We start from the raw sequence: 25,918 nt of genomic DNA on the forward strand, positions 1-25,918 counted from the left end.
GTCTCACCGCAGCTTCGGGTCGAAGGCGTCGCGGATCGCGTCGCCCAGCATGATGAAGGCGAGCACGGTCAGCGCGAGGAACGCCGAGGGGACGATCAGCGGGGTCGCCGACTCCCGCATGTGGATGCGGCCGGTGTCGATGTCCTGGCCCCAGGAGATGGTCGGGGCCTTCAGGCCGATGCCGAGGAAGCTCAGCGTCGCCTCGGCGGCGATGAACGAGCCGAGCGCGATGGTCAGCACCACGATGGCCGGGGCGAGCGCGTTCGGCAGGATGTGCCGCCACATGATCCGGCCGTTGCGGGCGCCGAGCATGCGGGCCGCGGCGACGTAGTCCTGCTCCTTGGCGGTGATCACCGAGGAGCGCACCACTCGGGCCGCGGTGGTCCAGCCGAGCACCGCCAGCACGAAGATCACCGCGAACAGCCGGACGTTGTCGCTGCTGGTGCTCACCCGCTTGAGCAGCACGATCGCGGCGAGCAGCAGCGGGATGCCGAGCACGATGTCGATCACGCGGGAGAGCACCGCGTCCACCCAGCCGCCGAAGTAGCCGGCGAGCATGCCGACGAGCAGCGCGATGACGCCGGTGGCCAGCGCGGCGAGGGCGCCCACCAGCAGCGACGCCCGCGTGCCGTAGACCGCCCGGGCGTAGACGTCGCAGCCCTGGAAGTCGTACCCGAAGATGGCTCCGCCGGACGGCCCGGCGTGCTGCCGGGAGAGCAGGCAGTCGCGCGGGTCGTTGGCGGTGAACAGCGACGGCACGACGGCCATCGCGGCGACCAGCACGACCAGGGCCAGGCTGATCCAGAAGATCGGGTTGCGGCGTAGGTCCCGCCAGGCGTCGCCGGCCAGGCTGCGCGGCTTCTGCGGCACGCCGACCTGGTTGGGCGTGCCCGGCTCGCCGGAGACGCCCCGCCGCGCGGCCTGGTTCTCCGTGGCCGCCACGGTCTCGAAATCACTCATAGCGGATCCTCGGGTCGAGTACGGCGTACAGGACGTCCACCACCAGGTTGGAGATCAGGTAGACCACGACGAGCACGCTGACGATGCCCACCACCAGGGGGCCGTCCTCGGTGCGGATGCCGCGGAAGAGGTTGAAGCCGACGCCGGGGATGTTGAACACGCCCTCGGTGATGATCGCGCCGCTCATCAGGTTGCCCAACTCGACGCCGAGGAAGGTGACCACCGGGATGAGCGAGTTGCGCAGCACGTGGACGCTGACGATCCGCCGCTTGACCAGGCCCTTCGACCGGGCGGTCCGGACGTAGTCGGCGCGCAGGTTCTCCGCCACCGAGGTGCGGGTCAGCCGCAAGGCGGTGGCCAGCGACAGCGAGCCGAGCACGATGCCGGGCAGCAGCAGCGCGTAGAAGCTCGGTTGGGCCCCGGCGGTGGGCGGGAAGAGCTGCCATTTCACGCCGAGGAAGTACTGGGCCAGCGGGGCGAGCACGATCGTCGGGATGCCGAGCACCAGCAGGGTGAGCACCAGGGTGGAGTTGTCGAAGATGCTGGCCCGCCGGATGCCCGCGATCACGCCGGCCGTGACGCCGAAGACGATGGCCACGGCGAGCGCGATCAGCGCCAGCTTCACGGTGACCGGCCAGGCCTGCTGAAGGATGTCGCCGATCTGCCGGCCGGTGAGCGACTGGCCCAGGTCGCCCTGGAGCAGGCTCTTCACGTAGTCGAAGTAGCGGTAGAAGAAGCCGCCCACGCCGGTCTGGTCCAGGTGGTACTTCTGCGTGAGGTACGCCCGCTGGGCCGCCGTCACCGGCCGCTCCCCGGCGAGGGCCTGGATCGGGTCGCCCTGCCCGGCGAACATCAGCGCGTAGACGATCAGCGTGGTCCCGAAGAACGCGAGGACCATCTGCAGGAGGCGCCGCAGGATGAAGCGGAACATACTTGCCAGTCTCTCCGGAAAAGTGCGAATGGGGCGCAGATCGACATCTCTGGCTGAACCGGAAAATTGGGATCGGCGCGTCCGGTCCGGTGGGGACCGGCGCCGAGACCGGCCCGGCGGGGTGCCAGCGAGCCGGACCGCCGCGTGCACGGGCCACCCGGGTCGCCCCGGGTGGCCCGTGCCACGATCAGCTCAGCTGGCCGCCTCGATCTTGACGAGGTTGACCCGCTGGAACAGGTCCATCTGGACGTTCTTGACCTTGGCGGAGTGCCCGTACACGTTCTCGCCGAAGCGGAGCGGGATCACCGGCATGTCCTTGGCCAGGATGTCCTCGGCCTGCTGGTACTTCTTGATCGCCTCTTCCTGGGTGGGCGCGGCCGAGCCCTCCTTGACCAGGCGGTCGAACTCCGGGTTGCTGTAGCCGTAGTAGTTCGACGAACCGTTGGTGCTGTAGAGCGGGCCGAGGTAGTCCTCCATCGAGGGGTAGTCCATGACCCAGCCCATCCGGAACAGACCCACCGGCTGCTTCTTCTCGACCTTGGTCAGCAGGTCGGCGAACTTCGGCTCGGCCGAGCCGACGCAGTCGACGCCCAGGTTGGCCTTGAGCTGGTTGCAGGTCGCGTCGACCCAGTCCTTGTGACCGCCGTCCCCGTTGTAGGAGATGGTGATCTTCGACGGGCCGCCGGCGGCCTGGTAGAGCTTCTTGGCCTCGGTCGGGTTGAACTGACCCGCAGCACCCGTGGTGTTGTCCCGGTAGCCCGGCAGGACCGGCGAGACGAACGAGCGGGCCGACTGCTGCGAACCCTTGAAGATCGACTTGGTGATCTCGTCACGGTCGATCGCCATCGAGATCGCCTTGCGCACGTCCGGGTTGCTGTAGTCCTTCTCGAAGGTGGGGAAGGCCAGGAACTGGAACGACGACATCGGGCTGGTCTGGTAGCGGTCGCCCAGGTCGCTCGGCGCGGTGCTCAGGTTCTCGGTCGGGATCGTCGGCAGCACGTCGAGGTTGTCCGACTGCAGGTCCGAGTACGCCGCGGTGAGCTGCTGGTAGACCCGGAACTCGACGTCCTTCACCTTGGGCTTCTCGCCCGGGTACGCGTCGTAGCGCTCGACGTCAATCTTGGCGTCGTGCTGCCAGGTGCCCTTGATCTTGAACGGACCCTGGCCGATCGGCGCCTGCTCGTACGAGTCGTTGAGCACGCCCGGCGCGGAGAACGCGGCCTTCGGCAGCGGATAGAACGCGGTGTAGCCGAGCATGGACTCGAAGTCGATGTACGGCTCGGCGAGCGTCACCTGGAAGCTCAGATCGTCCAGCTTCTTCAGGCCGGACATCGTCTTGGCCTTCGGCTTGTCACCCTGCAGGTCCTGGTAGCCCGCGATCTTCTCGAAGAAGTAGCTGGCGCCCTGGCCGTTGGGCGCGTACGCGCCGTAGTTCCAGGCGTTGATGTAGTCGTCGGACGTGACCTTCTCGCCGTTGTGGAAGGTGAACCCGTCCTTGAGCTTGATCGTCCAGACCTTGTTGTTGTCGGACGGCGTCACCGACTGGGCCGCGACCTCGTACGGCTTGTTCTGCGCGTCGTAGTCGACGAGCGGGCTGAACAGGCCGGCGAGCACCTGCGAGCCGGACGTTTCGGTGGTGTTGGTCGGAACCAGGTGCTGCGGCTCGGAAATCTGGATGCTGACCGCCGCATCCTGGCCGCTGCCGCTCGATCCGCCGTTCCCGCCGTTGCCGCAGGCCGTCAGGCCCAGCGTCACCACGAGCGGGAGGGCGGCCCAGGCGGCGAGTCTACGAACTCGCATGGGAGTCTCCTCATCTCCTCACAGTGCGCAGTCAGGCCCGACGCTGGGTAACGCTGCGCAACGCTCGGTAACGGTAGGTCGGTGGTCAGGCTTCGACAACGAAGCCATTGCGATGCGATAACGGAGTCGGCATGGACTCCTTGTTGGCTGCCACGTGCTGTGGTAATGCCAAGCGACGTAACTCCTGCCCAGCCGGGCTGTCGCCCGGCGTCTTGCGGCACCCGTCGGGCCGCTCCGTCCCGGTCCTGCCCGCCTCGGCGGGCTGTCGGGTCTCGCCGGTTTCCGGGCGCCTGTCCGAGCCGAGGTGTGGAAAAGACCACAGGATGTGACTGTTAGTGACAATGGCCACGTAACAGATCGTGACCGTTTGCCGTCATCGGCCCGCCGGTTCGGCGGCGTGAGACGATCTGGTAGTGACGGCGACGATCCTGGACGGCAAGGCGACCGCGGCGGAGATCAAGGACGAGCTGCGGACGCGGGTCAAGGCGCTGGCGGAACGGGGCATCACCCCCGGGCTCGGCACGGTCCTGGTCGGCGGCGATCCCGGCTCCCAGGCGTACGTGAACGGCAAGCACCGGGACTGCGCCGAGGTGGGCATCGCCTCGATCCGGCGCGAGCTGCCCGCGGACGCCACCCAGGAGCAGCTCGACGCGGTCCTGGCCGAGCTGAACGCCGACCCGGCGTGCCACGGCTACATCGTCCAGCTCCCGCTCCCGGTCCAGCTCGACACGCAGCGGGCGCTGGAGATGATCGACCCGGCCAAGGACGCGGACGGCCTGCACCCGGTCAACCTCGGCCGGCTGGTGCTCGGCTACGAAGGGCCGCTGCCCTGCACCCCGCGGGGCATCGTCGAGCTGCTGCGCCGGCACGAGGTCCCGCTGCGCGGTGCGAAGGTGGCGGTGGTGGGCCGGGGCAACACCGTGGGCCGGCCGCTCGGCCTGCTGCTCACCCGCCGCAGCGAGAACGCCACCGTGACCCTCTGCCACACCGGCACGCTGGACCTGGCCGCGCACACCCGCGAGGCGGACATCGTGATCGTGGCGGCCGGGGTGCCGGGCCTGCTCACCGTCGACATGATCACGCCGGGCGCCACCGTGGTCGACGTGGGCATCACCCGGGTGATCGGCGCCGACGGCAAGGGCCGCTACACCGGCGACGTCGACCCGGAGGTGGCCGAGGTGGCGGGCAAGCTGGTGCCGATGCCGGGCGGGGTCGGCCCGATGACCCGGGCCATGCTGCTGACCAACGTGGTGGAGCGCGCCGAGCAGCAGGTCTGACCGCCCAAGCACGCCATAACCGTCCGCCCCTGGCCCGATCGGTGCCAGGATGGCTGATACGGTCCGGAAAACCGACTGGTATCAGGGGAGTGGGACGACCATGGGTAAGAAGGTCACTGTCGTCGGCGCCGGCTTCTACGGCTCCACCACCGCACAGCGCCTGGCCGAGTACGACGTCTTCGACACCGTCGTGATCACCGACATCGTGGAGGGCAAGCCGGCCGGTCTCGCGCTGGACCTCAACCAGTCGCGCGCGGTCGAGGGCTTCGAGACCAAGGTCGTCGGCGTCACCACCGGCCCGAACGGCGAGGGCTACGAGGCCATCGAGGGCTCGGACGTCGTCGTGATCACGGCCGGCCTGCCCCGCAAGCCGGGCATGAGCCGGATGGACCTGCTCGAGACCAACGCCAAGATCGTCCGTCAGGTCTCCGAGAACGTCGCCAAGTACGCGCCGAACGCCGTCGTCATCGTCGTCTCCAACCCGCTCGACGAGATGACCGCGCTGGCCCAGCTCGCCACCCAGTTCCCGAAGAACCGGGTGCTCGGCCAGGCCGGCATGCTGGACACCGCCCGGTTCACCAACTTCGTGGCCGAGGCGCTGAACGTGCCGGTGAAGTCGGTGAAGACCCTGACCCTGGGCTCGCACGGCGACACCATGGTCCCGGTCCCCTCGAAGAGCACCGTGGACGGCAAGCCGCTGCGCGACGCCATGCCGGCCGAGCAGATTGAGGAGCTGGTCGTCAAGACCCGCAACGGTGGCGCCGAGGTCGTGGCGCTGCTGAAGACCGGCTCGGCGTACTACGCCCCGTCGGCCGCCGCCGCCCGGATGGCCAAGGCGGTCGCCGAGGACTCCGGCGAGATCCTGCCGGTGTGCGCCTGGGTCGACGGGCAGTACGGCATCTCCGGCGTCTACCTGGGCGTCGAGGCCGAGATCGGCGCCGAGGGCGTCAAGCGGGTCGTCGAGACCGACCTGGACGCCGACGAGTTGGCCGCCCTCAAGGCGGCCGCCGAGGCGGTCCGCGCCAAGCAGGGCGACGTCGCCAACATGTGACCTGAGCACCTCCCGAAGGGGCGGGCCCGGCTACCGCCGGCCCGCCCCTTCGCCGTCCCGCTCCCCGCGGGAGGGGCGGGGGAGGGGGGTGAAGGGGTGGCCCAGGTGGGGGGTGGCGAGCGTGGCCGGGCCGCGGTGGGCGAGGGAGTCCAGGAGGCCGGTGCGGGAGGTGCGGGCCAGTGCGGGGTCCTCCTCGTGGGCGTAGGCGAGGGCCGGGTCGACGAGTTGAAGGGTGTGGACCAGGAGGTCGCCGGTGACCAGCAGGCGGTCGGCGCCGGAGTCGACCAGCACGGACTGGTGGCCAGGGGTGTGTCCGGGCGTGGCGAGCAGGCGTACCCCGGGGGTGAGGTCGCGGTCTCCGTCGACCACCCGGAGCTGGCCGGCGGCGCGCAACGGGCCCAGGAGCCGGGCCGGCAGCTCGGGGTGGAACAACTCCAGCGCGGCCAGCTCGGCGCGCTGCACCAGATGGTCCGCGTTCGGAAAGAGCGGGCCCGCCCAGCCCACGTGGTCGGTGTGCAGGTGGGTGAGCACCACGGTGCGCACGTCCGCCGGGTCGATGCCGGCGGCGGCCAGTTCCTCGGGGAGCCGCCCGGGCACCGGCGCCCAGCTCGCCGCGAGCGCCTCGGCCGGGCCGATCCCGGCGTCGACCAGGGTCACCGGCCCGTCCCCGGCACGCAGCGCGAAGCAGCGGAACGGCAGCCACCAGCGGCCGTCCGGAGTGACCGTCTCGGGGTCCCGCCGGTCCGCCTCCCGCCACTGCGCCGGGGTGGCGTCCGGGAACGCCTCCTCGCGGGGTTGGAAGAAGGGACCCGCCCCGTCGGGCAGGGCGGTGACCGTGATAGACCCGACCGTGTGAGTCAGCGGCATCCGGGAAGGATGCCACCGCGGCCCGTCCCGGGCGACCCCGCGTCCGGCGCGGGGTGAGGCCGGCTGGGGAGCCCCGGTCCGTTTGCAGTACGCTCGTACTGCTTGAGCACGTGTCCCCCGAGAGGAGCGCCGGCCGATGGCGAAGATCAAGGTAAACAACCCGGTCGTGGAAATCGACGGCGACGAGATGACCCGGATCATCTGGAAGCAGATCCGGGAGCAGCTGATCCTGCCGTACCTCGACGTCGACCTGCACTACTACGACCTGTCGATCCAGCACCGCGACGCCACCGACGACCAGGTCACCGTCGACGCCGCCAACGCCATCAAGGAGCACGGCGTCGGCGTCAAGTGCGCCACCATCACCCCGGACGAGGCCCGGGTGGAGGAGTTCGGCCTGAAGAAGATGTGGCGGTCGCCGAACGGCACCATCCGCAACATCCTCGGCGGCGTCGTCTTCCGTGAGCCGATCATCATGTCCAACGTGCCGCGGCTCGTCCCCGGCTGGACCAAGCCGATCATCATCGGCCGGCACGCGCACGGCGACCAGTACAAGGCCACCGACTTCGTCGTCCCCGGCCCGGGCACGGTGACCATCACCTACACCCCGGCCGACGGCGGCGCGCCGATGGAGATGGAGGTCGCCAACTTCCCCGGCGGCGGCATCGCCATGGGCATGTACAACTTCGACGACTCGATCCGGGACTTCGCCCGCGCCTCGTTCCGGTACGGCCTGGACCGCGGCTACCCGGTCTACCTGTCGACCAAGAACACCATCCTCAAGGCGTACGACGGCCGGTTCAAGGACATCTTCGCCGAGGTGTTCGAGAACGAGTTCAAGTCGGAGTTCGACGCCGCCGGCATCACCTACGAGCACCGGCTGATCGACGACATGGTCGCCGCCGCGCTCAAGTGGGAGGGCGGCTACGTCTGGGCCTGCAAGAACTACGACGGTGACGTGCAGTCCGACACCGTCGCGCAGGGCTTCGGCTCGCTCGGCCTGATGACCTCCGTGCTGCTCTCCCCGGACGGCCGCACCGTCGAGGCCGAGGCCGCGCACGGCACTGTCACCCGGCACTACCGGCAGTGGCAGAAGGGCGAGAAGACCTCGACCAACCCGATCGCCTCGATCTACGCCTGGACCCGGGGCCTGGCCCACCGGGGCAAGCTGGACGGCACCCCGGCGGTCACCGAGTTCGCCAACACCCTGGAGCAGGTCATCGTCGACACCGTCGAGGGCGGCCAGATGACCAAGGACCTCGCGCTGCTCATCTCGCGGGACGCCCCGTGGCTGACCACCGACGAGTTCATGAACGCGCTCGACGAGAACCTGGCTCGCAAGCTCGCCGCCTGATCGTCACCGTCGCACCGGAGCCCGTCGGCCGTCGGCCGGCGGGCTCCGTCGTGCCCGGCCGCGTCACCGCCGGTGGCGCGCCTCGTTGAACAGGGTGGACGCGATGCCAGTCCCGTCCACGGAAGGTTGACCCGCGGTCGCCTCGCGGCGCGAGTGCCGACCAGCAACCTTCCCGGCTGTCGCACACAGCCGGCCGTCCCTTCCCTTGCGGGGGGCCCTGTCCCGGGCCCCCCGCGCCCTGTTGTGCGGGCGTCAGGCGGCGCGGAGCAGTTCCGCCGCCCGCTCGGGCGCGACGTCGTTGATGAACACGCCCATCGCGGACTCGGAGCCGGCCAGGTACTTCAGCTTGTCCCTGGCCCGCCGGATGCTGAACAGCTGCAGGTGCAGGTGCCCCAGCTCGCGGTCCACCCGGACCGGGGCCTGGTGCCAGGCGGCGATGTACGGCATCGGCAGGTCGAACAGCCCGTCGAAGCGACGCAGCAGGTCCAGGTAGAGCGGGCCGAACGCGTCCCGCTCGGCGTCGTCCAGGGCCGGGATGTCCGGCACCGGCCGGTGCGGGGCGACGTGCACCTCGAACGGCCAGCGCGCCGCCGCCGGGACGTACGCCGTCCAGTGCTCGTTGGCGGCCACCACCCGGTCGCCGGCGGCGCGTTCGGCGGCGAGCACGTCCGCGTACAGGTTGCCGCCGGTGCGGTCGGCGTGCCGACGGGCCGCCGCGAGCATGGTGCGGGTCCGGGGCGTGACGAACGGGTACGCGTAGATCTGGCCGTGCGGGTGGTGCAGGGTCACGCCGATCTCCACGCCCCGGTTCTCGAACGGGAAGACCTGCTCGACGCCGGGCAGCGCACCCAACGCGGTGGTCCGGTCGGCGAGGGCGTCCACGACGGTCCGGACCCGGCCGGGGGAGAGGCTGGCGAACGAGGCGGTGTGGTCGTCGGTGAAGCAGACCACCTCGCACCGGCCGCGCCCGGCGCGGACCGGGGTGAACGGGGTGATCTCGGCCGGCTCCTCCGCGACCCGCTGGCTCAGCGAGGGGAAGCGGTTCTCGAAGACGGCCACGTCGTAGTCGGGGGCCGGGATCTCGCTGAGCCGGCCGTCCCGGGACGGGCAGAGCGGGCACTCGTCCGCCGGGGGCAGGAAGGTCCGGGTCTGCCGGTGCACCGCCACCGCCACCCACTCGTCGGTGAGCGGGTCGTACCGGAGCTGGGACGCCGGCGGTGGTGGGGGCAGCTCCCGCCGGTCCGGCTGGTCGCGGACCGCGTCGTCCCGCTCGTCGAAGTAGATCAGCTCGCGGCCGTCGGCCAGCTCGATCTGCGTGCGCTTCACTCCGCTCCCTCCGTGGCCGGCACCAGCATCAGCTCGCCCACCCGGTCCTCCAGTACCCGTCGCGCGTCCGGCGCCAACCGGTCGTCGCTGACCAGCACGTCCGCCGCGTCCAGGCCGACGATCGAGGAGATGCCGACCGTGCCCCACTTGGTGTGGTCGGCGAGCACGACCAGCCGGTCGGCGGCCGCGACGAGGGCCCGGTCGGTGTCCGCCTCCATCAGGTTCGGGGTGGTGAAGCCGGCCCGCTCGCTGATCCCGTGCACGCCGAGGAAGAGCAGGTCCAGGTGGAGCGCCCCGAGCGCCGCCACGGCCAGCGGGCCGACCAGCGCGTCGGAGGGGGTGCGCACCCCGCCGGTCAGCACCACGGTCTGGTCCGGCCGGCCGCCGATGTGCAGGATCTCGGCCACCGGCAGCGAGTTCGTCACCACGGTCAGCCCCGGCACATCGACCAGGCGGCGGGCCAGCTCGGCGGTGGTCGTGCCGGCGGAGAGGGCGACCGCGGCGCCGGGGCGGACCAGCTGCGCCGCCCGGGCGGCGATGGCGGCCTTCTCGGCGGACTGGCGGATCGACTTGGCGTGGAAGCCGGGCTCGTCGGTCGAGCCGGGGCCGGCGAGGGTGGCCCCGCCGTGCACCTTGGCCAGCAGGCCCTGCTCGTGCAGCGTTTCCAGGTCGCGCCGGATGGTCATGTCGGAGACGCCGAACTCGGCGGCGAGCTGAGTGACCCGTACGCCTCCGGCGGCGCGGACCCGCTCCAGGATGGCCGCCTGCCGCTGCCGCGCCAGCACCCGCCGTCACCTCCGGCTTCCTCGACCACGTGCCCACGCGGTCGAACGTGTTCCAACAAAGATGAACACTAGCGCGCACCGGCGCACGGCGGAAGGAAGGGGTGGGCATACGCGAACCGCCGCCGTCCCCGGTCCGGGACGGCGGCGGTCGGCGGCAGGAATCAGGCGGACTGGAGGCGCGGCTCCACCCAGCCGGTCTCGGTCAGGTGATCCATCACCCGCTGCACCGCCTCCTCGACGGTCAGGTCCGTGGTGTCCACCACCAGGTCCGCGTCGGTCGGCTCCTCGTACGGGTCGTCGATGCCGGTCATCCCGGTCAGCAGGCCGGCCCGGGCGCGGGCGTACAGGCCCTTGCGGTCGCGCTGCTCGCAGACCGCCAGCGGAGTCGCGACGTGGACCAGCAGGAAGCCGGCCCCGGCGGCGGTCGCCATCTCCCGGGCGATGAGCCGGGCGGCCGCGTACGGGGCGATCGGGCAGCAGATGCCCACGCCCCGGTGCCGGGCGATCTCGGCGGCCACCCAGCCGATCCGGCGGACGTTGGCGTCCCGGTCGGCCTTGCTGAAGCCCAGCCCCGCGGAGAGCTCCCGGCGCACCACGTCCCCGTCGAGCAGGGTGATCGTGCGGTCGCCGCCCTCGCGCAGCAGGTCGGCCAGGCCGCGGGCGATGGTCGACTTGCCGGAACCGGAGAGGCCGGTCAGGAAGACCACCAGGCCGCGGTGCCGACGCGGCGGGCGAGCCCGGGCCAGCTCCTTCGCCACCGCCGGCGGGGTGTGCCACTCGGGCAGCGGGAAGCCCCGGTCCAGCAGGTCGTCGATCTCGTCCTGGCGGAGCGCCAGCCGCCGGTTGCGCGGCGGGATGTCCTCCCGCCAGCGCCACTGCCCGTCCCGGTTGTCGTAGGCCAGCTCCCGGGGCAGCAGCACCCGCAGGCCGGCCCCGGAGAGCATGCCCTCGGTGGAGAGCAGGTGGGTCACCCCGTACGCCGCGGCGACCCGGGCCCGCAGCAGGGCGTCGCTGATCTCGTCCGGGCGGCGGGCCAGCGGCACCGCCACCAGGGTGGCCGGGGGCATCCGGTCCCGGGCGGCGAACACGCTGCGCACCAGCGCCTCGGCCGGCACCCCGCCGGTCGCCTCCTCGCCCACCGGGATCAGCACCAGCAGGTGCGCGCCCAGGGTGCGCGCGGCGTGGGCGATCTGGGCCAGCTGCGGCCGGTGCAGCGGACGGTCGGCGAAGACCCCGAGCACCCGCCCCGGCGGCAGCAGCGCGCGGATCTCCTCCGGGTCGCGGCGCAGCCGCTGGAACGGCCCGTGGCCGCCGTCGCCCAACCGGCGGACCGCGCCGCCCACGCCGACCACGCCGGTGCGGACCGGCCAGACGTCGGTCACGTCCATCGCGGCCACCGGGGCGCCCTCGCCGTCGGTGAGCACCAGCGCCCGGCGCAGCGGGTCGTCCAGTTCCAGCCCGTCGGCCAGCGGCGCCGGCACCTGGAGGGTCACCGGCACCGGCCACGGCGTGCCGTCGGCGAGCCGGCCGCGGCGGCTCAGCGAGGTCAGGTCGGCGCGGGTCATGAAGCCGGTCAGCGGGGCGTACGCCCCGGTCAGCAGCAACTCCAGATCGGCCAGCTCAGCGGCCCGGAGCGCGTACGTCGGCGCGTCCCGCAACACGTCCTCGGGCAGCACCCACCCGTTGCTCATCAGACCCCCAACGTCACCGGCCGGTCCACAGTTTCTCAGCCCATCGCCATTCGGTCGAGAGCGCCACTCCTTCCGCGGGTCCGCGCCCCCCATCCGGGCGGAATCAGGGGCAACCCCGAGCGTTTCCCGGTGCCCGGGCGTGCCCCGCCTTCCTACGCTGTACCCCGTGACACTGCTCGCGACCGAGTCGCTGACCAAGACGTACGGAGGTCGGGTCACCGCGTTGACCGATCTCACCGTGTCGGTCGAGCCGGGGATCATCGGGCTGGTCGGCGCGAACGGCGCCGGCAAGTCCACGCTGATCAAGATCCTGCTGGGTCTGCTCGCGCCGACCAGTGGCCGGGTCTCCGTGCTCGGCCTCGACCCCACCACCGACCCGGCGGCGGTCCGCGCCCGGGTCGGCTACATGCCCGAGCACGACGCCCTGCCACCGGACCTGTCCGCCGCCGAGCTGGTGACCCACCTGGGCCGGATGAGCGGCCTGCCCCGCACGGTCGCCCGGGAGCGGGCCTCCGAGGCGCTGCGCCACGTCGGCCTGCACGAGGAGCGCCACCGCGCCGTCGGCGGCTACTCCACCGGCATGAAGCAGCGGGTGAAGCTCGCCCAGGCCCTGGTGCACGACCCCGACCTGCTGCTGCTGGACGAGCCGACCAACGGCCTCGACCCGGCCGGCCGGGACGCCATGCTCGCCCTCATCCACCGGATCGGCACCGAGTTCGGCATCTCCGTGGTGGTCTGCTCGCACCTGCTCGGCGAGGTCGAGCGGATCTGCGACACCCTGGTCGCCATCGACGGTGGGCGGCTGCTGCGGGCCGACCGGGTCGCCGCGATGACCTCGGCCACCGACGTGCTGGCCGTCGAGGTCAGCGAGGGCACCGAGGACCTCGCCGCCCGGCTCGCCGGGCTCGGCCTGCCGGTGTCCCGGGACGGGCGGCTGCTGCTCGTCCCGCTCGCCGACGACGTCACCTACGACCTGATCCTCGGCGCGGTCGCCGAGCTGGACCTGCCGCTGCACCGGCTGGACCAGCGGCGGCACCGGGTGGCCGAACTCTTCGCCACGAGGGAGCCCAGCCATGTCTGAGCCGACCGGCGTCATCCACGACATCGGCTACCAGCGCTACACCGGGCCGCGGCTGGGCCGCCGGCACGTCCTCGGCGCGCTCTACGTGCACGGGCTGCGTACCGCCTTCGGGCTGGGCCGGTCCGCCAAGGCGAAGATCTTCCCCTGGCTGGTGATGGGCATCGTGCTGGTGGTGGCCGCCGGGGTTACCGCGGTCCGGACCCAGACCGGCCAGGTTGTCATGACGTACGCCCAGTTCGCCGACGCGATGAGCTGGCTGGTCATCTTCTTCGTCGCGGTGGTCGGGCCGGAGCTGGTCTCCCGCGACCTGCTCAGCGGTGTGCTGCCGCTCTACTTCTCCCGCCCGCTGCCGCGTGGCGACTACGCCCTGGCCAAGCTCGGCGCGCTGGTCAGCGCGCTCTGGCTACTGCTCGGCGCGCCGCAGCTGGTGATGTTCCTCGGGGCGGCGTTCACCACCAAGGACGGGCTGCACGGCGTCTGGACCGAGCTGGGCGACCTGCTGCCCGGCCTGCTCTACGCGGCGCTCTGGGCGGTGGTCTTCGCCTCGGTCGGGCTGCTGATCGCCTCGCTCACCGGCAAGCGGGCGTTCGCGGCCGGCGGCATCGTGGCCGTGTTCCTGATGACCGCCCCGATCGTCGGCATCCTGTCGATCATGCCGTCCCGGACGGTCAACGAGCTGGCGATGCTCGGTTCGCCCACCGCCCTGATCCACGCCGTCGGCGAGTACACCCTCGGCGACCTGCTCGTTCCCAACGGGCAGACCGATTATCAGATCGGCGGCTTCGGGCCGGTCTACGTGGCCGCCGCCGTGCTGCTGGTGGCCGGCTGCGTCGCCCTGCTGCTGCTGCGATACCGGAAGGTGGCCACCCGATGACCACGATCAGCGCGGAGGTGGCGGCCCCGGCCACGCCCGCCGCCACCCTCGACCTCGCCGGCGTCTCCCGCTGGTACGGCAACGTGGTGGCGGTCAACGACGTCACCATGCGGCTCGGGCCGGGGGTGACCGGCCTGCTCGGGCCGAACGGCGCCGGGAAGACCACTCTGCTGCACATGATGGCCGGTTTCCTCGCCCCGTCCCGGGGCGCGGTCACCCTGGACGGCGCGCCCACCTGGCGCAACCCGGGTGTCTACCGCCGGCTGGGCCTGGTCAGCGAGCGGGAGGCGGTGCACGCCTTCCTCACCGCGTACGAGTTCGTGCTGGCCAGCGCGAAGCTGCACCGGCTGCCCGATCCGGAGGCGGCGGCCCGCCGGGCGATCGACCTGGTCGAGATGGCGGACGCGCAGGACCGGCGGATCGGCACGTACTCGAAGGGCATGCGGCAGCGCACCCGGGTGGCCGCCGCCCTGGTGCACGACCCGCAGGTGCTGCTCCTCGACGAGCCGTTCAACGGGATGGATCCGCGGCAGCGGCTGCACATGATGGCCCTGCTGCACCGGCTCGGCGACGCCGGCCGGACCATCCTGTTCAGCTCGCACATCCTGGAGGAGGTCGAGCAGGTCTCCGGCACCGTGCAGGTGATGGTCGCCGGCCGGCTGGCCGCCTCCGGCGACTACCGGACCATCCGCCGGCTGATGACCAACCGCCCGCACGTTTTCCGGGTGCGCTCCACCGACGACCGGGCCCTCGCGGTCGCGCTGATCGCCGAGGAGTCGGTGACCGGGGTGGAGCTGGGCCGGGAGGGGCTGACCGTCCGGGCCGGCGACTACGGCGCCTTCACCCGGGCGCTGCCCAAGATCGCGCTGGCCCGGGGCGTCCGGGTCCGGTCGCTGACGCCCGAGGACGAATCCCTGGAGAGCGTCTTCTCCTACCTGGTGGGGAGCTGACCCATGTCGACGGTTACCTGGATCACCGCGCGCGGACTCTTCGGCCGGCGCCGGTTCCTGCTGCTGCTCCCGCTGCCCGTGCTGCTGCTGGCGCTGGCCATCCTCTCCCGCTCGCTCGGCGTGGACCCGGGCCAGTGGGGCCCGCCGGTGCTGGTCGGCCTCGGGCTCGCCGTGGTGCTGCCGGTCGTCGCGCTGATCGTCGGCACCGGGGTGCTCGGCGCCGAGATCGATGACGGCACAGTGGTGCACATCCTCACCAAGCCGCTGCCGCGCTGGCAGATCGTGCTGCCGAAGCTGGCGGTGGCCACCGGGGTCACCGCGGTCACCGTCGCCGTGCCGCTCTACGTCGCGGGCGTGCTCGCCGATTCGGTACGCCTCGGACTGGCCCTGGCCGCCGCGTCGGCGCTGGGCGCGCTGGCGTACTCGGCGCTGTTCCTGGCGCTGAGTCTGCTCACCCGCCGGCCGGTGCTGCTCGGCCTGGTCTACGTGCTGATCTGGGAGGGGCTGCTGGGCCGGTTCGTGGACGGCACCAAGGTGCTCTCCATTCAGCAGTGGGTGATCGCGCTGGCCGACCGAATGGCCCCCACCGACCTGCTCGCCACCACGGTCTCGGTTCCGGTCGCCGCCGTGCTCACCGGCCTCGTCGTGGTCGGCTTCACGGTGCTCGCCGTCGACCGCCTCCGCTCCTTCAGCGTGGCCGGCGAAACGAGCTGACGGGTAAGGAGGGGGCCCCTGTTAACGCCTCCGGTAGAGGAAGGGACCCCTGTTAACACCGCGCACAGAGCCCCGCGGGGAAGCGCAGGTGTTAAGAAGGGGCCCCTGCTCTACGCCAGGCGTTAACAGGGGGCCCCTCCTTGCACCTCAGAAGGCGCAGGCGACGACGAGTTCGGGGGTGCGGTCGGGGAGCAGGTCGAGCTTGGCGATCCGGCCCGCCGCCCGCAGGTCGTCGGCGACCAGGGTGAGCTGGTCGAGCAGGGCGGCCGGGCCGAGCGCCTCGGCCAGCGGCACCTCCGCCTTCATCGACAGCTTCCGCTCCGACTTGGCCCGACGCACCTGGCCCAGCGCGTCGGCCGCCAGCCGCAGCAGCTCCGGGTCGCCCGGCGCCTGCACGGCCCGGCCCACCTCGTAGGTGGTGGGCCACGGGGCGCGGTGCACCGAGCCGTACCGCCACCAGGACCAGACCTCCTCGGTGACGAACGGCAGCACCGGGGCGAAGAGCCGCAACTGCACCGACAGCGCGGTGGCCAGGGCCGCCCGGGCCGAGTCGGCCCCCGGCCCGGTGCCGTAGGCGCGCTCCTTCACCAGCTCGATGTAGTCGTCGCAGAACCGCCAGAAGAACGCCTCCGTCGCCATCAGCGCGGCCGTGTGGTCGTACCCGTCGAAGGCGGCGGTCGCCGTGGCCACCACACCGGAGAGCTCGGCGAGCATGGCGGCGTCCAGCGGCTCGGTCGCCGGGGCGCGCAACGCGTCGGCGGCGCCCAGCCCGAGGGCGAACTTCGACGCGTTGAGCAGCTTGGTGGCGAGCCGTCGCCCCACCTTGATCTGGGCTGGGTCGAAGGCCAGGTCCATGCCGGGCTTGCCGGTGGCCGCCCAGTACCGGACCGCGTCGGAGCCGTGCTGCTCCAGCAGCCCCATCGGGGTGACCACGTTCCCCTTGGACTTGGACATCTTCTTCCGGTCCGGGTCGAGGATCCAGCCGGAGAGCACGGCGTCCCGCCAGGGCAGCACGCCCTGCTCGAGGTGGGCCCGGACGACCGTGTCGAAGAGCCAGGTCCGGATGATCTCCTGCCCCTGCGGGCGCAGGTCCATCGGGAAGACCCGGCGGAACAGGTCCGGGTCGGTCTCCCAACCGCCGACGATCTGCGGGGTCAACGACGAGGTGGCCCAGGTGTCCAGCACGTCCGGGTCGCCGGCGAAGCCGCCCGGCGCCCCGCGCTGCGCCTCCTCGTAGCCCGGCGGCGGGTCGCTGGACGGGTCGACCGGCAGCAGCGACTCGTCCGGTGTGAGAGGCTGGGACCAGTCCGGCTCGCCAGCGTCGTCGAGCCGGTACCACACCGGCACCGGCACGCCGAAGAAGCGCTGCCGGCTGACCAGCCAGTCGCCGGTCAGGCCGCCCACCCAGTGCTCGTAGCGGTGCCGCATGTGCTCCGGCACCCAGCGCAGCTCCCGGCCCCGGGCCAGCAGCTCCTCGCGCAGGCCGAGGTCACGGCCGCCGTTGCGCAGGTACCACTGCCGGGTCGAGACGATCTCCAGCGGCCGGTCGCCGCGTTCGTAGAACTTCACCGGATGGGTGATCGGGCGCGGCTCGCCCACCAGGTCGCCGGCGTCGGAGAGCAGCTCCACGATGGTCCGCCGGGCGCCGTTCACGGTCTGCCCGGCCAGCGCCGCGTAGGGCTCGGCGGGCACGCCGGCCGGCGGCTCGGGCAGCAGCCGCCCGTCCCGGCCGATCACCACCCGGGTGTCCAGCTGCAGCTCCCGCCACCAGGTCACGTCGGCCAGGTCACCGAACGTGCAGACCATCGCGATGCCCGTGCCCTTCGCCGGGTCCGCCAGCGGATGCGCGCGGACCGGCACCTCGACCCCGAAGAGCGGGGTACGCACGAAGCCGCCGACCAGGTCCGCGTACCGCTCGTCGTCGGGGTGACAGACCAGCGCCACGCAGGCCGGCAGCAGCTCCGGCCGGGTGGTGTCGATCAGCACCTCGCGGCCGCCCGGCCCGGCGAAGCGCAGTCGGTGGTAGGCCCCCGGCCGCTCCCGGTCCTCCAGTTCGGCCTGGGCCACCGCGGTGGCGAACCCGACGTCCCAGAGCGTCGGCGCCTCCGCCTGGTAGGCCTCGCCCCGGGCCAGGTTGCGCAGGAACGCCCGCTGGCTGGTCGCCCGGGCCACCCGCCCGATCGTGGTGTAGGTCAGGGACCAGTCCACGGAGAGACCGAGCCGCCGCCAGAGCGCCTCGAAGATCTTCTCGTCGTCCACGGTGAGCAGCTCGCACAGCTCGATGAAGTTGCGCCGGGAGATCGGCAGCGGATCCTTCCGGGCCGCCTCGCTCACCGGCCCGGCCGGCGGCCGCCAGTCCGGGTCGTACGGCAGCGCCAGGTCGGGCCGCACGCCGTACACGTTCTGCACCCGCCGCTCGGTGGGCAGGCCGTTGTCGTCCCAGCCCATCGGGTAGAAGACGGTCCGGCCGCGCATCCGCTGGAACCGGGCCACCGTGTCGGTGTGCGTGTACGAGAAGACGTGCCCCATGTGCAGCTCGCCCGATACGGTCGGCGGCGGGGTGTCGATCGCGTACACGTCGCCGCGCTCCTTGGCGCGGTCGAACGCGTACGTGCCCTCCTCCTGCCAGCGGCGCGCCCAGGTCTCCTCGATGCCGTCCAGGGTGGGACGCTCGGGGACGCCGGCGCGGGCCGACCTTGCCGTATCGGTCATCAGCCGATCGTAGGCACCCGGTGACGTGCCGACCACGGGTTATGCCGTCGCGGTCAGATCAGCGAGTCGCGCCACTGCCGGCGCAGGTCGGCGTACCGGCCCCCGGCGGCGGCCAGTTCGGCCGGCGGGCCGTCCTCCACGATCCGGCCGCCGTCCAGCACCAGCACCCGGTCGGCGATCTCCACCGTGGAGAGCCGGTGCGCGATGACCACCGCGGTGCGGTCCCGCAGCACGCTGCGCAGCGCCCGCTGCACCAGGCGCTCGGTGGGCACGTCCAGCGACGAGGTGGCCTCGTCCAGGATCAGCACCCGCGGATCGGCCAGGAAGGCCCGGGCGAACGCGACGAGCTGGCGCTGCCCGGCCGAGAGCCGGCCGCCGCGGCGGCGCACGTCGGTGGCGTACCCGTCGGGCAGCGCGGCGATGAAGTCGTGCGCGCCGATGGCTCGGGCGGCCGCCTCCACCGCCGCCTCGTCGGCGTCCGGGCGGCCGAACCGGATGTTTTCCGCCACCGAGCCGCTGAACAGGTGGTTCTCCTGGGTCACCAGCACCACCGCGCGGCGCAGTTCGGCGTCGGCCAGGTCCCGCAGGTCGACCCCGTCCAGGCTGACCGTGCCGGCGGCCGGGTCGTGGAACCGGGCGAGCAGCTTGGCGATGGTGGACTTGCCGGCGCCGGTCGGCCCGATCAGCGCGACCGTCTGCCCGGCCGGCACGGTCAGCTCCAGCCCGGCCAGGATCGGCGCGTCCGGCCGGTAGCCGAAGGAGACCGACCGGAAGACCACGGTGCCCCGGCGCCGGACGGCGGGCAGCGGCACGGGCCGCGCCGGCTCGGCCACCGCGGGCCGCTCGTCGAGCACTCCGGCCAGCTTCTCCAGCGCGGCGGTGGCCGACTGCAACGCGTTGTAGAACTGGCTCAGCTCCTCCATCGGCTCGAAGAAGCGGCGCAGGTAGAGCAGGAACGCGGCGAGCACCCCCACCTCGGTCCCGCCGTTCAGCACCCGGACGCCGCCGTAGGCCAGCACCACCGCGGCGGTCAGGTTGCCGATCAGCCGGATGCCGGGCGAGTAGACCGCGATCAGCCGGAAGGCGTCCAGGCTGGCCTGCCGGTAGTCGTCGTTCACCGCGGCGAAGATGCGCTGGTTGCGCGGCTCCCGCCGGTAGGCCTGCACCGCCCGGATGCCGCGCAACGACTCGACGAAGTGGACGATCACCAGGGCGACCGCCTCCCGGGTCCGCCGGTACGCCCCGGCGGACGCGCGGGCGAACCAGCGGGACAGCCAGAACAGGAACGGGAACGCGAGCAGGGTGACCGAGGCCAGCGGCAGGTCCAGCCAGAGCAGGATGCCCGCCACGGACAGCACCGACAGCGCGGCCATCACCAGCTTGTCGATCCCGCCGTCGACCAGCTCGGCGATCGAGTCGAGATCGCTGGTCAGCCGGGACACCATCCGGCCCGAGGTGTAGCGCTCGTGGAAACCCACGTCGAGGCGGAGGAAGTGCCCGTACACCCGGCGGCGCAGGTCGAGCAGGACGGCCTGGCCGATCCGGGCGGCGAGGGTGAGGAAGCCGCGCCGGGCCACGTACTCGGTGCCGGTGGCGACGGCGAAGGCGGCGGCGACGGCGACCAGCGGGCCGGGGTCGCCGGCCCGCAGCGGGGCGATGCCCCGGTCGATACCGAGCATGACCAGGTACGGGCCGGCCATGGCGGCGGCGTTCTGGACCAGCAGCAGCGCGACCGCCACCCCGAGCCGACCCCGGTGCGGGCGCAGCAGCCGGCGGAGCAGCAGCCGGCTGCGGGCCCGGAGCCGGGCCACCGCCGCCGGGGTGGCGCCCTCGGCCCGGCTGCGGTCGGCGTCCGGGTCGGTGGCCCGCCCGCGCCACCGGGTCAGGTCGAGGTCGTCGCCGTCGGGGGCGCGGCGCGGCCGGGGGACGCGGGCCGGCCCGCCCGGAGCGGCGTCGGTCACGAGCGCACCAGGCCGGCGTCGTCGCGGCGCCGCTCCGGCTCGGCGGAGAGCACCGCCCGGTACGCCGGCACCTCGGCCAGCAGCTCGGAGTGGGCGCCGACGGCGACGATCCGCCCGCCGTCGAGCAGCGCCACCCGGTCGGCGAGCGCCACCGTGGAGGGGCGGTGCACCACCAGCAGCGCGGTGGTGTCCCGCAGCACCCGCCGCAGTGCCGCCTCCACCAGCGCCTCGGTGTGCACGTCGAGCGCGGAGAGCGGGTCGTCGAGGACGAGCAGCGCGGGCCGGCCGAGCACGGCCCGGGCCAGCGCCAGCCGTTGCCGCTGCCCGCCGGAGAGGGAGAGCCCCTGTTCGCCGACTCGGGTGGCCAGCCCCCACGGCAGCCCGTACGCGAACTCCGCCTGGGCCAGCGCGAGCGCGGCGCGGACCTCGTCCTCGCCGGCGTCGGGCCGGCCCAGGGTGAGGTTCTCCCAGACCGACATGGAGAAGAGGGTCGGCTCCTCGAACGCCACCCCGACCAGCCGGCGCAGCGACCCGAGCCGCAGCTCGCGCAGGTCGTGCCCGTCCAGGGTGATCCGGCCGCCGGTGACGTCGTGCAGCCGGGGGACCAGCGAGAGCAGCGTGCTCTTGCCGCAGCCGGTCGCCCCGACCAGGGCCAGCGTCTCGCCCGGCTCGACGGTCAGCTCGACCTCGCGCAGCACCGGCGGGCCGGTCCCCGGGTAGCGGAAGCTCACCCGTTCGAAGCGCAGCCGGCCGCGGACCTCGGCGCGCCCCAGCACCCGGGCGTGCGGGGCGTCCACGATGGCCGGCCGGGTGTCGAGCAACTCCTGGATCCGGTCGGCGGCGGTGGCCGCCTCCTGGCCGTTGGCGATGATCCAGCCGAGCGACTGCACCGGCCAGATCAGCATGAGCTGGAGGCTGACGAAGGCGACCAGTTCGCCGATGGTGAGCGCCCCGGCGGCCACCGCCGCCGCCCCGGCCACCAGCACCGTCCCGAGGGTGAGGTTGGGGACCAGGTCGAACAGGGCCGACGTGCGGGCCAGCAGCCGCGCCTTAACGATCCCGGTGTCGTGCAGGGCCCGCGCGCCGCCGGCGAACCGGGCGGCCAGCTCGGGCCCCCGCCCGTACGCCCGCATGGTGCGCAGCCCCTGCGCGGTCTCCTCGACCAGCGTGGCCACGTCGCCCTGCTGGTCCTGCATCCGCCGGGACGCGGCGTGGTAGTGCCGGGCGAACCGGCGGCTGATCAGGAACAACGGCACGGCGCTGGCGGCGACCAGCAGGCCGAGCCAGGGGTGCAGCCGGATCAGCAGCACCACCACGGCAGCGTAGGTGACCAGGTTGAGCACCAGGAAGAGCAGGCCGAAGGAGAGGAACCGCCGGATCACCGAGAGGTCGCTGGTGATCCGGGAGAGGAGCTGGCCGGACTGCCAGCGGTCGTGGCAGCCGGCCGGGAGGCGTTGCAGGTGGGCGTAGATGTCGGCGCGGATCGCCGCCTCCATCCCGACCGAGGAGGAGGACTGGGTCCACCGGCGGATGAAGATCAGCGCCGCCTCGGCCAGGCCGAGCAGCAGGGCGAGGGCGCCGAGCCGGACCAGCCCGGCCACGTCGTGCCGGGCCACCGGCCCGTCCACCACCCGCTGCACCACCAGCGGCACGGCCAGGCTCGCCGCCGTGGCGGCCAGGGCGGCGAGCAGCAGCCAGGCGAACTCGGTCGCGTACGGGCGGAGGTAGGGACGCAGCCGCCAGAGGTTACGCAGCGGGTGGTACCGGGCTTCGTGACGCACCGCCGGGTGCCCGTCGCTCTGCGCACGCACTATCCGACGGTAGCGGCATTTGGGAGCGGTGCCGGTGTCAGCTTGCCGTCACCCGTCCCTCATGCCCGAGAAGCCACTTCTTCACGTCCAGCCCCCAGCGGTAGCCGCCGAGCGTGCCGTCGGTGCGCAGCACCCGGTGGCACGGCACGAAGAGGGCGGCCGCGTTGCGGGCGCAGGCCGCCGCGGCGGCACGTACCGCGGCGGGGCGGCCGGCCAACTCGGCGAACCCGGTGTAGGTGACCGGCTCGCCGGGCTTGACGTGGCGCAGCACCTGCCAGGCGTGCGCCATGAAGTCGCCGCCGGTGTGCTGCGCGACCGGCACGGTGTCGATCGCGGTGAGGTCGCCCGCCAGGTACGCCCGGACGGCGGCGGTCACCGGGCCGAGGTCGGCCCGGTCCCGCAGTTCGCCGCGGAGCGTCGGGTGCATCAGCGGCACCAGGGCCGCCGGGTCGGCGGTGAAGCCGGCGGCGCGTACCGCCCCGTCGGGTCCGGTGAGGACGCTCAGCGGGCCGGCGGGGGTGTCGATGACGGTGCTGTCCAGTGTGGTCATGCCGCTCTCCAGAGTCGGATCACCGCGTACGACCGCCAGGGACGCCAGCGGTCCGCGTACGCGTTCAGGGTCTTCGGGTCGTCGGGCAGGCCGAGCGCGGTGGCGCCCCGGCGTACGCCCAGGTCGGTGGGGAGGAGGACGTCCGGGTCGCCGAGGGCCCGCATGGCCACGTAGCCGGCGGTCCACGGCCCGATCCCGGGCAGCGCGACGAGCCGCCGTACCGCCTCCTCGCGGTCCCCGCCCGGCTCCAGGTCGAGTGCTCCCTCGGCGACGGCCCGCGCCACCGCCCGCAACGTCTCCCGCCGCGCCCCCGGCATCCGAAACGCGCTGTCCGGCGCCGCCAGCACCGCCTCCGCCGCCGGAAACCCGCGGAGCTCCTGTTGATCAGGAAGTTGACCGCGGCTTTGGAGATCGACTTCGCCGTCAATCTCATGATCAGCGGGCTGGGTGGTGGTGGCCGTCAGCAGGTGGGTGAGGGTGGTGCGGGCGGAGGCCAGGGAGATCTGCTGGGTGGTGATGGCGCGGACGGCCATCTCGAAGCCGTCCACCGCGTGCGGGAGGCGGACGCCGGGTTCGGCGTCCACCGCCGGGGCCAGGGCGAGGTCGGCGGCCAGGACGGCGTCGATCGCGACCGGATCGGCGTCGAGGTCGAGCAGGCGGCGGCAGCGGGCCACCGCGGGTGCCAGGTCGCGCAGGTCGGCCAGGCGCAGCGTGGCGGCCACGTGCCCGTCGGCCGGGGTCAGCGACACCGTGCCGGGCCCGTGCGGCAGCCGCAAGCCCCGGTGGTACGTCCCGTCGCGTACCTCCTCGACGCCGGGCAGGGCCCGCAGGGCGAGGAAGTCCAGCAGCGCCGCCGCGTGCAACGGCGGCCGGTACGCCAGCCGCAGCGAGATGGTGCCCGCCCCGCCCGCCGCCGGCCGGCCGCCCCGGGTGATCCGCAGCTCGGACGGGGTGGTGGCGTACACCTCCCGGACGGTGTCGTTGAACTGCCGGACGCTGCCGAACCCGGCGGCGAAGGCGATCTCGGCCATGCCCAGCTCGGTGGTCTCGATGAGGATCCGGGCGGTCTGCGCCCGCTGCGCCCGGGCCAGCGCGAGCGGCCCCGCGCCCAGCTCGGCGTAGAGCATCCGGTGCAGGTGCCGCTCGGTGTAGCCGAGCCGGGCGGCCAGCCCCGGTACGCCGTCCCGGTCGACCACCCCGTCCGCGATCAGCCGCATCGCCCGCCCCACCACGTCCGCCCGCACGTCCCACTGCGGGGAGCCCGGGGCGGCGTCGGGGCGGCAGCGGCGACAGGCCCGCAGCCCGGCGCCCTGTGCGGCGGCAGCGGACGGGAAGAACCGGACGTTCTGCCGTTTCGGCGTCATCGCCGGGCAGGACGGCCGGCAGTAGATCCCGGTCGACGTCACGCCGGTGTAGAACCACCCGTCGAACCGCTGGTCGCGGCTGTCGACGGCCCGGTAGCACCGCTCGAAGTCCAACTCCACGCCATCGATACTGCCTCGCAGGTCCAGCCGTCGGCTGGCGGGATTCGGACCTGACCGCACGCCCCCTGGTCTGCCGCCCCCGGGCCACCCTCGGCGAGGGGGGTGCGCCTCCCGGCCGTGACGGGCGGGGGGAGGGAACCGCGGTGACGGTCGGAGCCAGCCCACTGGGTGAGGGACGGTGGAGCAGGTCCTCCCCGTTCGTGTGGGTCACCCATACAGACGCCCCAGCTCACGCCGGCTGTCCCAGGCGCGGCAAGGGATTCCGGCGCGGAAAAGTGTCGGTAGTGGTCGGTACGGTCCCGCCACCAACTCAAGAAAAGGTGCGAGAGATGGCGAGCGTGGCCGGGCGAGGTGCCCGCTGATGCGGTCGGGGCGGATTCGGCTGGACCGCGCGGTGGTGCAGGGCTTCTACGACCGGATGCGGGTGGTGGCGCCGGCCGCGTACGGCGCGATCGAGCGGGACCGGGCCGACGACCCGGGGCGCGCCTTCGCCGAGACCGCCTGCGGCCGGCTCGCCGGCTCGCTCGACGCGGCCGGCTTGCGGGCCCTCGGCATGTGGGCGCACCACTGGTGCATGCGCTTCTACGACGACGACACGCGGGTGGGGCTGCGCCTGGTCCGGGAGATCGCCAACCGGCCCCGGCTGGGCTGGACGGTGGACGAGGTGCGCTGGCTGCTCGACCAGTCGCACTCGGTCGGCCCGGCCGTCGCGCACCGGTTCACCTTGCCGCTGGCCGCGGCGGCCGAGCTGCCCCCGGGCGCGCTGCCCGAGTGGGGTGACGAGGCGCTGGAGTGGCCTCGCCTGCTCGCCGGCTGAGCTGCCGGCCCGGGACGGCCGGGTAGCTGACCGGCAACCATCGCGGCGACCGCCACGGCGAAGCCGGCGAGCTGGACCGGGCTGAGTGACTGGCCGAGCACCAGCCAGCCGAGCGCGGCGGCGGTCAGCGGGCTGAGCGCCCCCAGCATCGACACCCGGGCGGCCGGCAGCCGGGCCGCGCCCCGGAACCAGAGCACGTACGCCAGCGCCGTGCCGACCAGCCCGAGCCACGCGTACCCGAGCAGGGCGGGCCCGTCCGGCGCGGGCGGCGCGCCCTCGACGGCGGCGGCGACCGGCACGATCATCAGGCCACCCGCGACCAGCTGCCAGCTCGTCGCGGCGAGGGTGCCGACGCCGGCGGGCCGCCCCCAGCGGCGGGTGAGCACCAGGCCGGTGGCCATGGCGGCGGTGCCGGCGAGCCCGGCGGCGACGCCGAGCGGGTCGAGGCCGGCGCCGCCCCGCAGCACCACCAGGGCGACGCCCGCCGGCGCGGCGAGCGCGGCGAGCAGCGCCCGGCGTCCGGGCCGTTCGCCGAGGGCGGCCGGGCCGAGCGCCGCGACCAGGAGCGGCTGGGTCGCCCCCAGCACGGCCGCCGTGCCGCCGGGCAGCCGGTAGGCCGCGACGAAGAGCAGCGGGAAGAACGCGCCGATGTTGAGCGCGCCGAGCACCGCGGCCCGCCACCACCACCCGCCGGTGGGCCGTCGGCGGGTCAGCGCGAGCAGCAGCAGCCCGGCCGGCAGGGCGCGCAGCGCGCCGGACCAGAGGGGCCGGCCGGCCGGCAGCAGTTCGGCGGTGACCAGGTAGGTGGTGCCCCAGGTGGCGGGGGCGGCGGCGGTGAGCGCGACACCGGTCCAGCGGCGGTTCATGGCATCCCTCTTCCTTCGATGCTAAGTAGCTTAGCTCTAAGCTAGTCAACGCCGAG

General features: G+C 73.1%; 20 protein-coding genes and 1 pseudogene. 8 read left to right on the plus strand and 13 right to left on the minus strand.

What is annotated here, in order from left to right; translation table 11 throughout:
* Positions 1-3: 3 nt before the first annotated feature.
* The 3 genes from Q2K19_RS15440 to Q2K19_RS15450 all read right to left on the minus strand — a co-directional run bounded on the left by Q2K19_RS15440 (position 4) and on the right by Q2K19_RS15450 (position 3,691).
* The gene (locus Q2K19_RS15440) at positions 4-960 is read right to left on the minus strand and encodes an ABC transporter permease (RefSeq protein WP_302771709.1); all 957 of its coding nucleotides are present in this window, start codon (positions 958-960) and stop codon (positions 4-6) included.
* Positions 953-1,891, minus strand: coding sequence for an ABC transporter permease (locus Q2K19_RS15445; protein ID WP_302771711.1), 939 nt, complete (start codon positions 1,889-1,891; stop codon positions 953-955). The genes Q2K19_RS15440 and Q2K19_RS15445 overlap by 8 nt, the downstream gene beginning before the upstream one ends.
* Before the next feature lie 192 nt (positions 1,892-2,083).
* On the minus strand, positions 2,084-3,691 hold the full coding sequence (locus tag Q2K19_RS15450) for a peptide ABC transporter substrate-binding protein (protein WP_302771713.1): 1,608 nt from the start codon (positions 3,689-3,691) through the stop codon (positions 2,084-2,086).
* A 413-nt stretch (positions 3,692-4,104) separates the two neighbouring features.
* Between Q2K19_RS15450 and Q2K19_RS15455 the strand changes: the two genes are divergently transcribed.
* The gene (locus Q2K19_RS15455; RefSeq protein ID WP_302771715.1) at positions 4,105-4,968 is read left to right on the plus strand and encodes a bifunctional methylenetetrahydrofolate dehydrogenase/methenyltetrahydrofolate cyclohydrolase; all 864 of its coding nucleotides are present in this window, start codon (positions 4,105-4,107) and stop codon (positions 4,966-4,968) included.
* Between the two features lie 100 nt (positions 4,969-5,068).
* A complete protein-coding gene (gene mdh, locus Q2K19_RS15460) occupies positions 5,069-6,019 on the plus strand; it encodes a malate dehydrogenase (RefSeq protein WP_302771717.1) in 951 nt (316 codons plus the stop codon).
* Positions 6,020-6,049: 30 nt separating this feature from the next.
* Here the strand turns inward: mdh and Q2K19_RS15465 are convergent, their stop codons facing one another.
* Positions 6,050-6,886, minus strand: coding sequence for an MBL fold metallo-hydrolase (locus tag Q2K19_RS15465; protein ID WP_302771719.1), 837 nt, complete (start codon positions 6,884-6,886; stop codon positions 6,050-6,052).
* Between the two features lie 136 nt (positions 6,887-7,022).
* On the opposite strand from Q2K19_RS15465, the gene Q2K19_RS15470 reads away from it, so the two are divergent.
* Positions 7,023-8,240 carry an NADP-dependent isocitrate dehydrogenase gene (locus Q2K19_RS15470; protein ID WP_302771721.1) on the plus strand — a complete coding sequence of 406 codons (1,218 nt, stop codon included), beginning with the start codon at positions 7,023-7,025 and terminating at the stop codon, positions 8,238-8,240.
* A gap of 252 nt (positions 8,241-8,492) precedes the next feature.
* On the opposite strand, the gene galT is transcribed toward Q2K19_RS15470, so the two are convergent.
* The 3 genes from galT to cysC form a co-directional block, all read right to left on the minus strand.
* Positions 8,493-9,566, minus strand: coding sequence for a galactose-1-phosphate uridylyltransferase (galT, locus tag Q2K19_RS15475; RefSeq protein ID WP_302771723.1), 1,074 nt, complete (start codon positions 9,564-9,566; stop codon positions 8,493-8,495).
* The gene (locus tag Q2K19_RS15480; protein WP_302771725.1) at positions 9,563-10,351 is read right to left on the minus strand and encodes a DeoR/GlpR family DNA-binding transcription regulator; all 789 of its coding nucleotides are present in this window, start codon (positions 10,349-10,351) and stop codon (positions 9,563-9,565) included. The genes galT and Q2K19_RS15480 overlap by 4 nt, the downstream gene beginning before the upstream one ends.
* Before the next feature lie 161 nt (positions 10,352-10,512).
* The gene (gene cysC, locus Q2K19_RS15485) at positions 10,513-12,042 is read right to left on the minus strand and encodes an adenylyl-sulfate kinase (RefSeq protein ID WP_302771727.1); all 1,530 of its coding nucleotides are present in this window, start codon (positions 12,040-12,042) and stop codon (positions 10,513-10,515) included.
* A gap of 166 nt (positions 12,043-12,208) precedes the next feature.
* Here cysC and Q2K19_RS15490 point away from each other — a divergent pair, with 166 nt between their 5' ends.
* From Q2K19_RS15490 to Q2K19_RS15505, 4 genes are read left to right on the plus strand one after another with little or no spacing between them, the layout of a single operon-like run.
* Positions 12,209-13,123, plus strand: a complete 915-nt coding sequence (locus Q2K19_RS15490; RefSeq protein WP_302771729.1) for an ABC transporter ATP-binding protein — start codon at positions 12,209-12,211, stop codon at positions 13,121-13,123.
* Positions 13,116-13,997, plus strand: coding sequence for an ABC transporter permease (locus Q2K19_RS15495; protein ID WP_302771731.1), 882 nt, complete (start codon positions 13,116-13,118; stop codon positions 13,995-13,997). The genes Q2K19_RS15490 and Q2K19_RS15495 overlap by 8 nt, the downstream gene beginning before the upstream one ends.
* Entirely contained in the window at positions 13,994-14,947 is a 954-nt protein-coding gene (locus tag Q2K19_RS15500) for an ABC transporter ATP-binding protein (protein WP_302771733.1), read from the plus strand. The genes Q2K19_RS15495 and Q2K19_RS15500 overlap by 4 nt, the downstream gene beginning before the upstream one ends.
* Positions 14,948-14,950: 3 nt before the next feature.
* On the plus strand, positions 14,951-15,661 hold the full coding sequence (locus tag Q2K19_RS15505; RefSeq protein ID WP_302771735.1) for an ABC transporter permease: 711 nt from the start codon (positions 14,951-14,953) through the stop codon (positions 15,659-15,661).
* Between the two features lie 147 nt (positions 15,662-15,808).
* On the opposite strand, the gene valS is transcribed toward Q2K19_RS15505, so the two are convergent.
* From valS to Q2K19_RS15530, 5 genes are read right to left on the minus strand one after another with little or no spacing between them, the layout of a single operon-like run.
* Positions 15,809-18,373: a valine--tRNA ligase gene (valS, locus tag Q2K19_RS15510; protein ID WP_302771737.1), complete on the minus strand. Its 2,565-nt coding sequence runs from the start codon at positions 18,371-18,373 to the stop codon at positions 15,809-15,811.
* Positions 18,374-18,426: 53 nt separating this feature from the next.
* Positions 18,427-20,334 (minus strand): ABC transporter ATP-binding protein, encoded by a 1,908-nt coding sequence (locus Q2K19_RS15515; protein ID WP_446839656.1) that lies wholly within the window; start codon positions 20,332-20,334, stop codon positions 18,427-18,429.
* Complete coding sequence (locus Q2K19_RS15520; RefSeq protein WP_302771739.1) at positions 20,331-22,145, minus strand: ABC transporter ATP-binding protein; 1,815 nt, start codon at positions 22,143-22,145, stop codon at positions 20,331-20,333. The genes Q2K19_RS15515 and Q2K19_RS15520 overlap by 4 nt, the downstream gene beginning before the upstream one ends.
* A 37-nt stretch (positions 22,146-22,182) precedes the next feature.
* A complete protein-coding gene (locus Q2K19_RS15525; RefSeq protein ID WP_302771741.1) occupies positions 22,183-22,695 on the minus strand; it encodes a methylated-DNA--[protein]-cysteine S-methyltransferase in 513 nt (170 codons plus the stop codon).
* On the minus strand, positions 22,692-24,179 hold the full coding sequence (locus tag Q2K19_RS15530) for a DNA-3-methyladenine glycosylase 2 family protein (RefSeq protein WP_302771743.1): 1,488 nt from the start codon (positions 24,177-24,179) through the stop codon (positions 22,692-22,694). The genes Q2K19_RS15525 and Q2K19_RS15530 overlap by 4 nt, the downstream gene beginning before the upstream one ends.
* 361 nt (positions 24,180-24,540) lie before the next feature.
* Between Q2K19_RS15530 and Q2K19_RS15535 the strand changes: the two genes are divergently transcribed.
* On the plus strand, positions 24,541-24,996 hold the full coding sequence (locus Q2K19_RS15535) for a hypothetical protein (protein ID WP_302771745.1): 456 nt from the start codon (positions 24,541-24,543) through the stop codon (positions 24,994-24,996).
* Between the two features lie 98 nt (positions 24,997-25,094).
* On the opposite strand, the pseudogene Q2K19_RS15540 reads toward Q2K19_RS15535, so the two are convergent.
* A pseudogene (locus Q2K19_RS15540) lies at positions 25,095-25,862 on the minus strand (EamA family transporter); the annotation flags it as partial.
* Positions 25,863-25,918: the final 56 nt, after the last annotated feature.

It is taken from the genome of Micromonospora sp. NBRC 110009 (assembly GCF_030518795.1).
In the GTDB taxonomy this organism is placed as follows: Bacteria; Actinomycetota; Actinomycetes; order Mycobacteriales; family Micromonosporaceae; genus Micromonospora.

What these genes read in the sequence shown, in the direction of transcription:
- valS (WP_302771737.1), bottom strand. Translation starts at nt 18,373, where the DNA reads ATGACCGATACGGCAAGGTCGGCCCGCGCCGGCGTCCCCGAGCGTCCC.
- Q2K19_RS15440 (WP_302771709.1), bottom strand. Translation starts at nt 960, where the DNA reads ATGAGTGATTTCGAGACCGTGGCGGCCACGGAGAACCAGGCCGCGCGG.
- Q2K19_RS15525 (WP_302771741.1), bottom strand. Translation starts at nt 22,695, where the DNA reads ATGACCACACTGGACAGCACCGTCATCGACACCCCCGCCGGCCCGCTG.
- Q2K19_RS15500 (WP_302771733.1), top strand. Translation starts at nt 13,994, where the DNA reads ATGACCACGATCAGCGCGGAGGTGGCGGCCCCGGCCACGCCCGCCGCC.
- Q2K19_RS15505 (WP_302771735.1), top strand. Translation starts at nt 14,951, where the DNA reads ATGTCGACGGTTACCTGGATCACCGCGCGCGGACTCTTCGGCCGGCGC.
- Q2K19_RS15495 (WP_302771731.1), top strand. Translation starts at nt 13,116, where the DNA reads ATGTCTGAGCCGACCGGCGTCATCCACGACATCGGCTACCAGCGCTAC.
- cysC (WP_302771727.1), bottom strand. Translation starts at nt 12,042, where the DNA reads ATGAGCAACGGGTGGGTGCTGCCCGAGGACGTGTTGCGGGACGCGCCG.
- Q2K19_RS15535 (WP_302771745.1), top strand. Translation starts at nt 24,541, where the DNA reads ATGCGGTCGGGGCGGATTCGGCTGGACCGCGCGGTGGTGCAGGGCTTC.
- mdh (WP_302771717.1), top strand. Translation starts at nt 5,069, where the DNA reads ATGGGTAAGAAGGTCACTGTCGTCGGCGCCGGCTTCTACGGCTCCACC.
- Q2K19_RS15445 (WP_302771711.1), bottom strand. Translation starts at nt 1,891, where the DNA reads ATGTTCCGCTTCATCCTGCGGCGCCTCCTGCAGATGGTCCTCGCGTTC.
- Q2K19_RS15465 (WP_302771719.1), bottom strand. Translation starts at nt 6,886, where the DNA reads ATGCCGCTGACTCACACGGTCGGGTCTATCACGGTCACCGCCCTGCCC.
- Q2K19_RS15470 (WP_302771721.1), top strand. Translation starts at nt 7,023, where the DNA reads ATGGCGAAGATCAAGGTAAACAACCCGGTCGTGGAAATCGACGGCGAC.
- Q2K19_RS15450 (WP_302771713.1), bottom strand. Translation starts at nt 3,691, where the DNA reads ATGCGAGTTCGTAGACTCGCCGCCTGGGCCGCCCTCCCGCTCGTGGTG.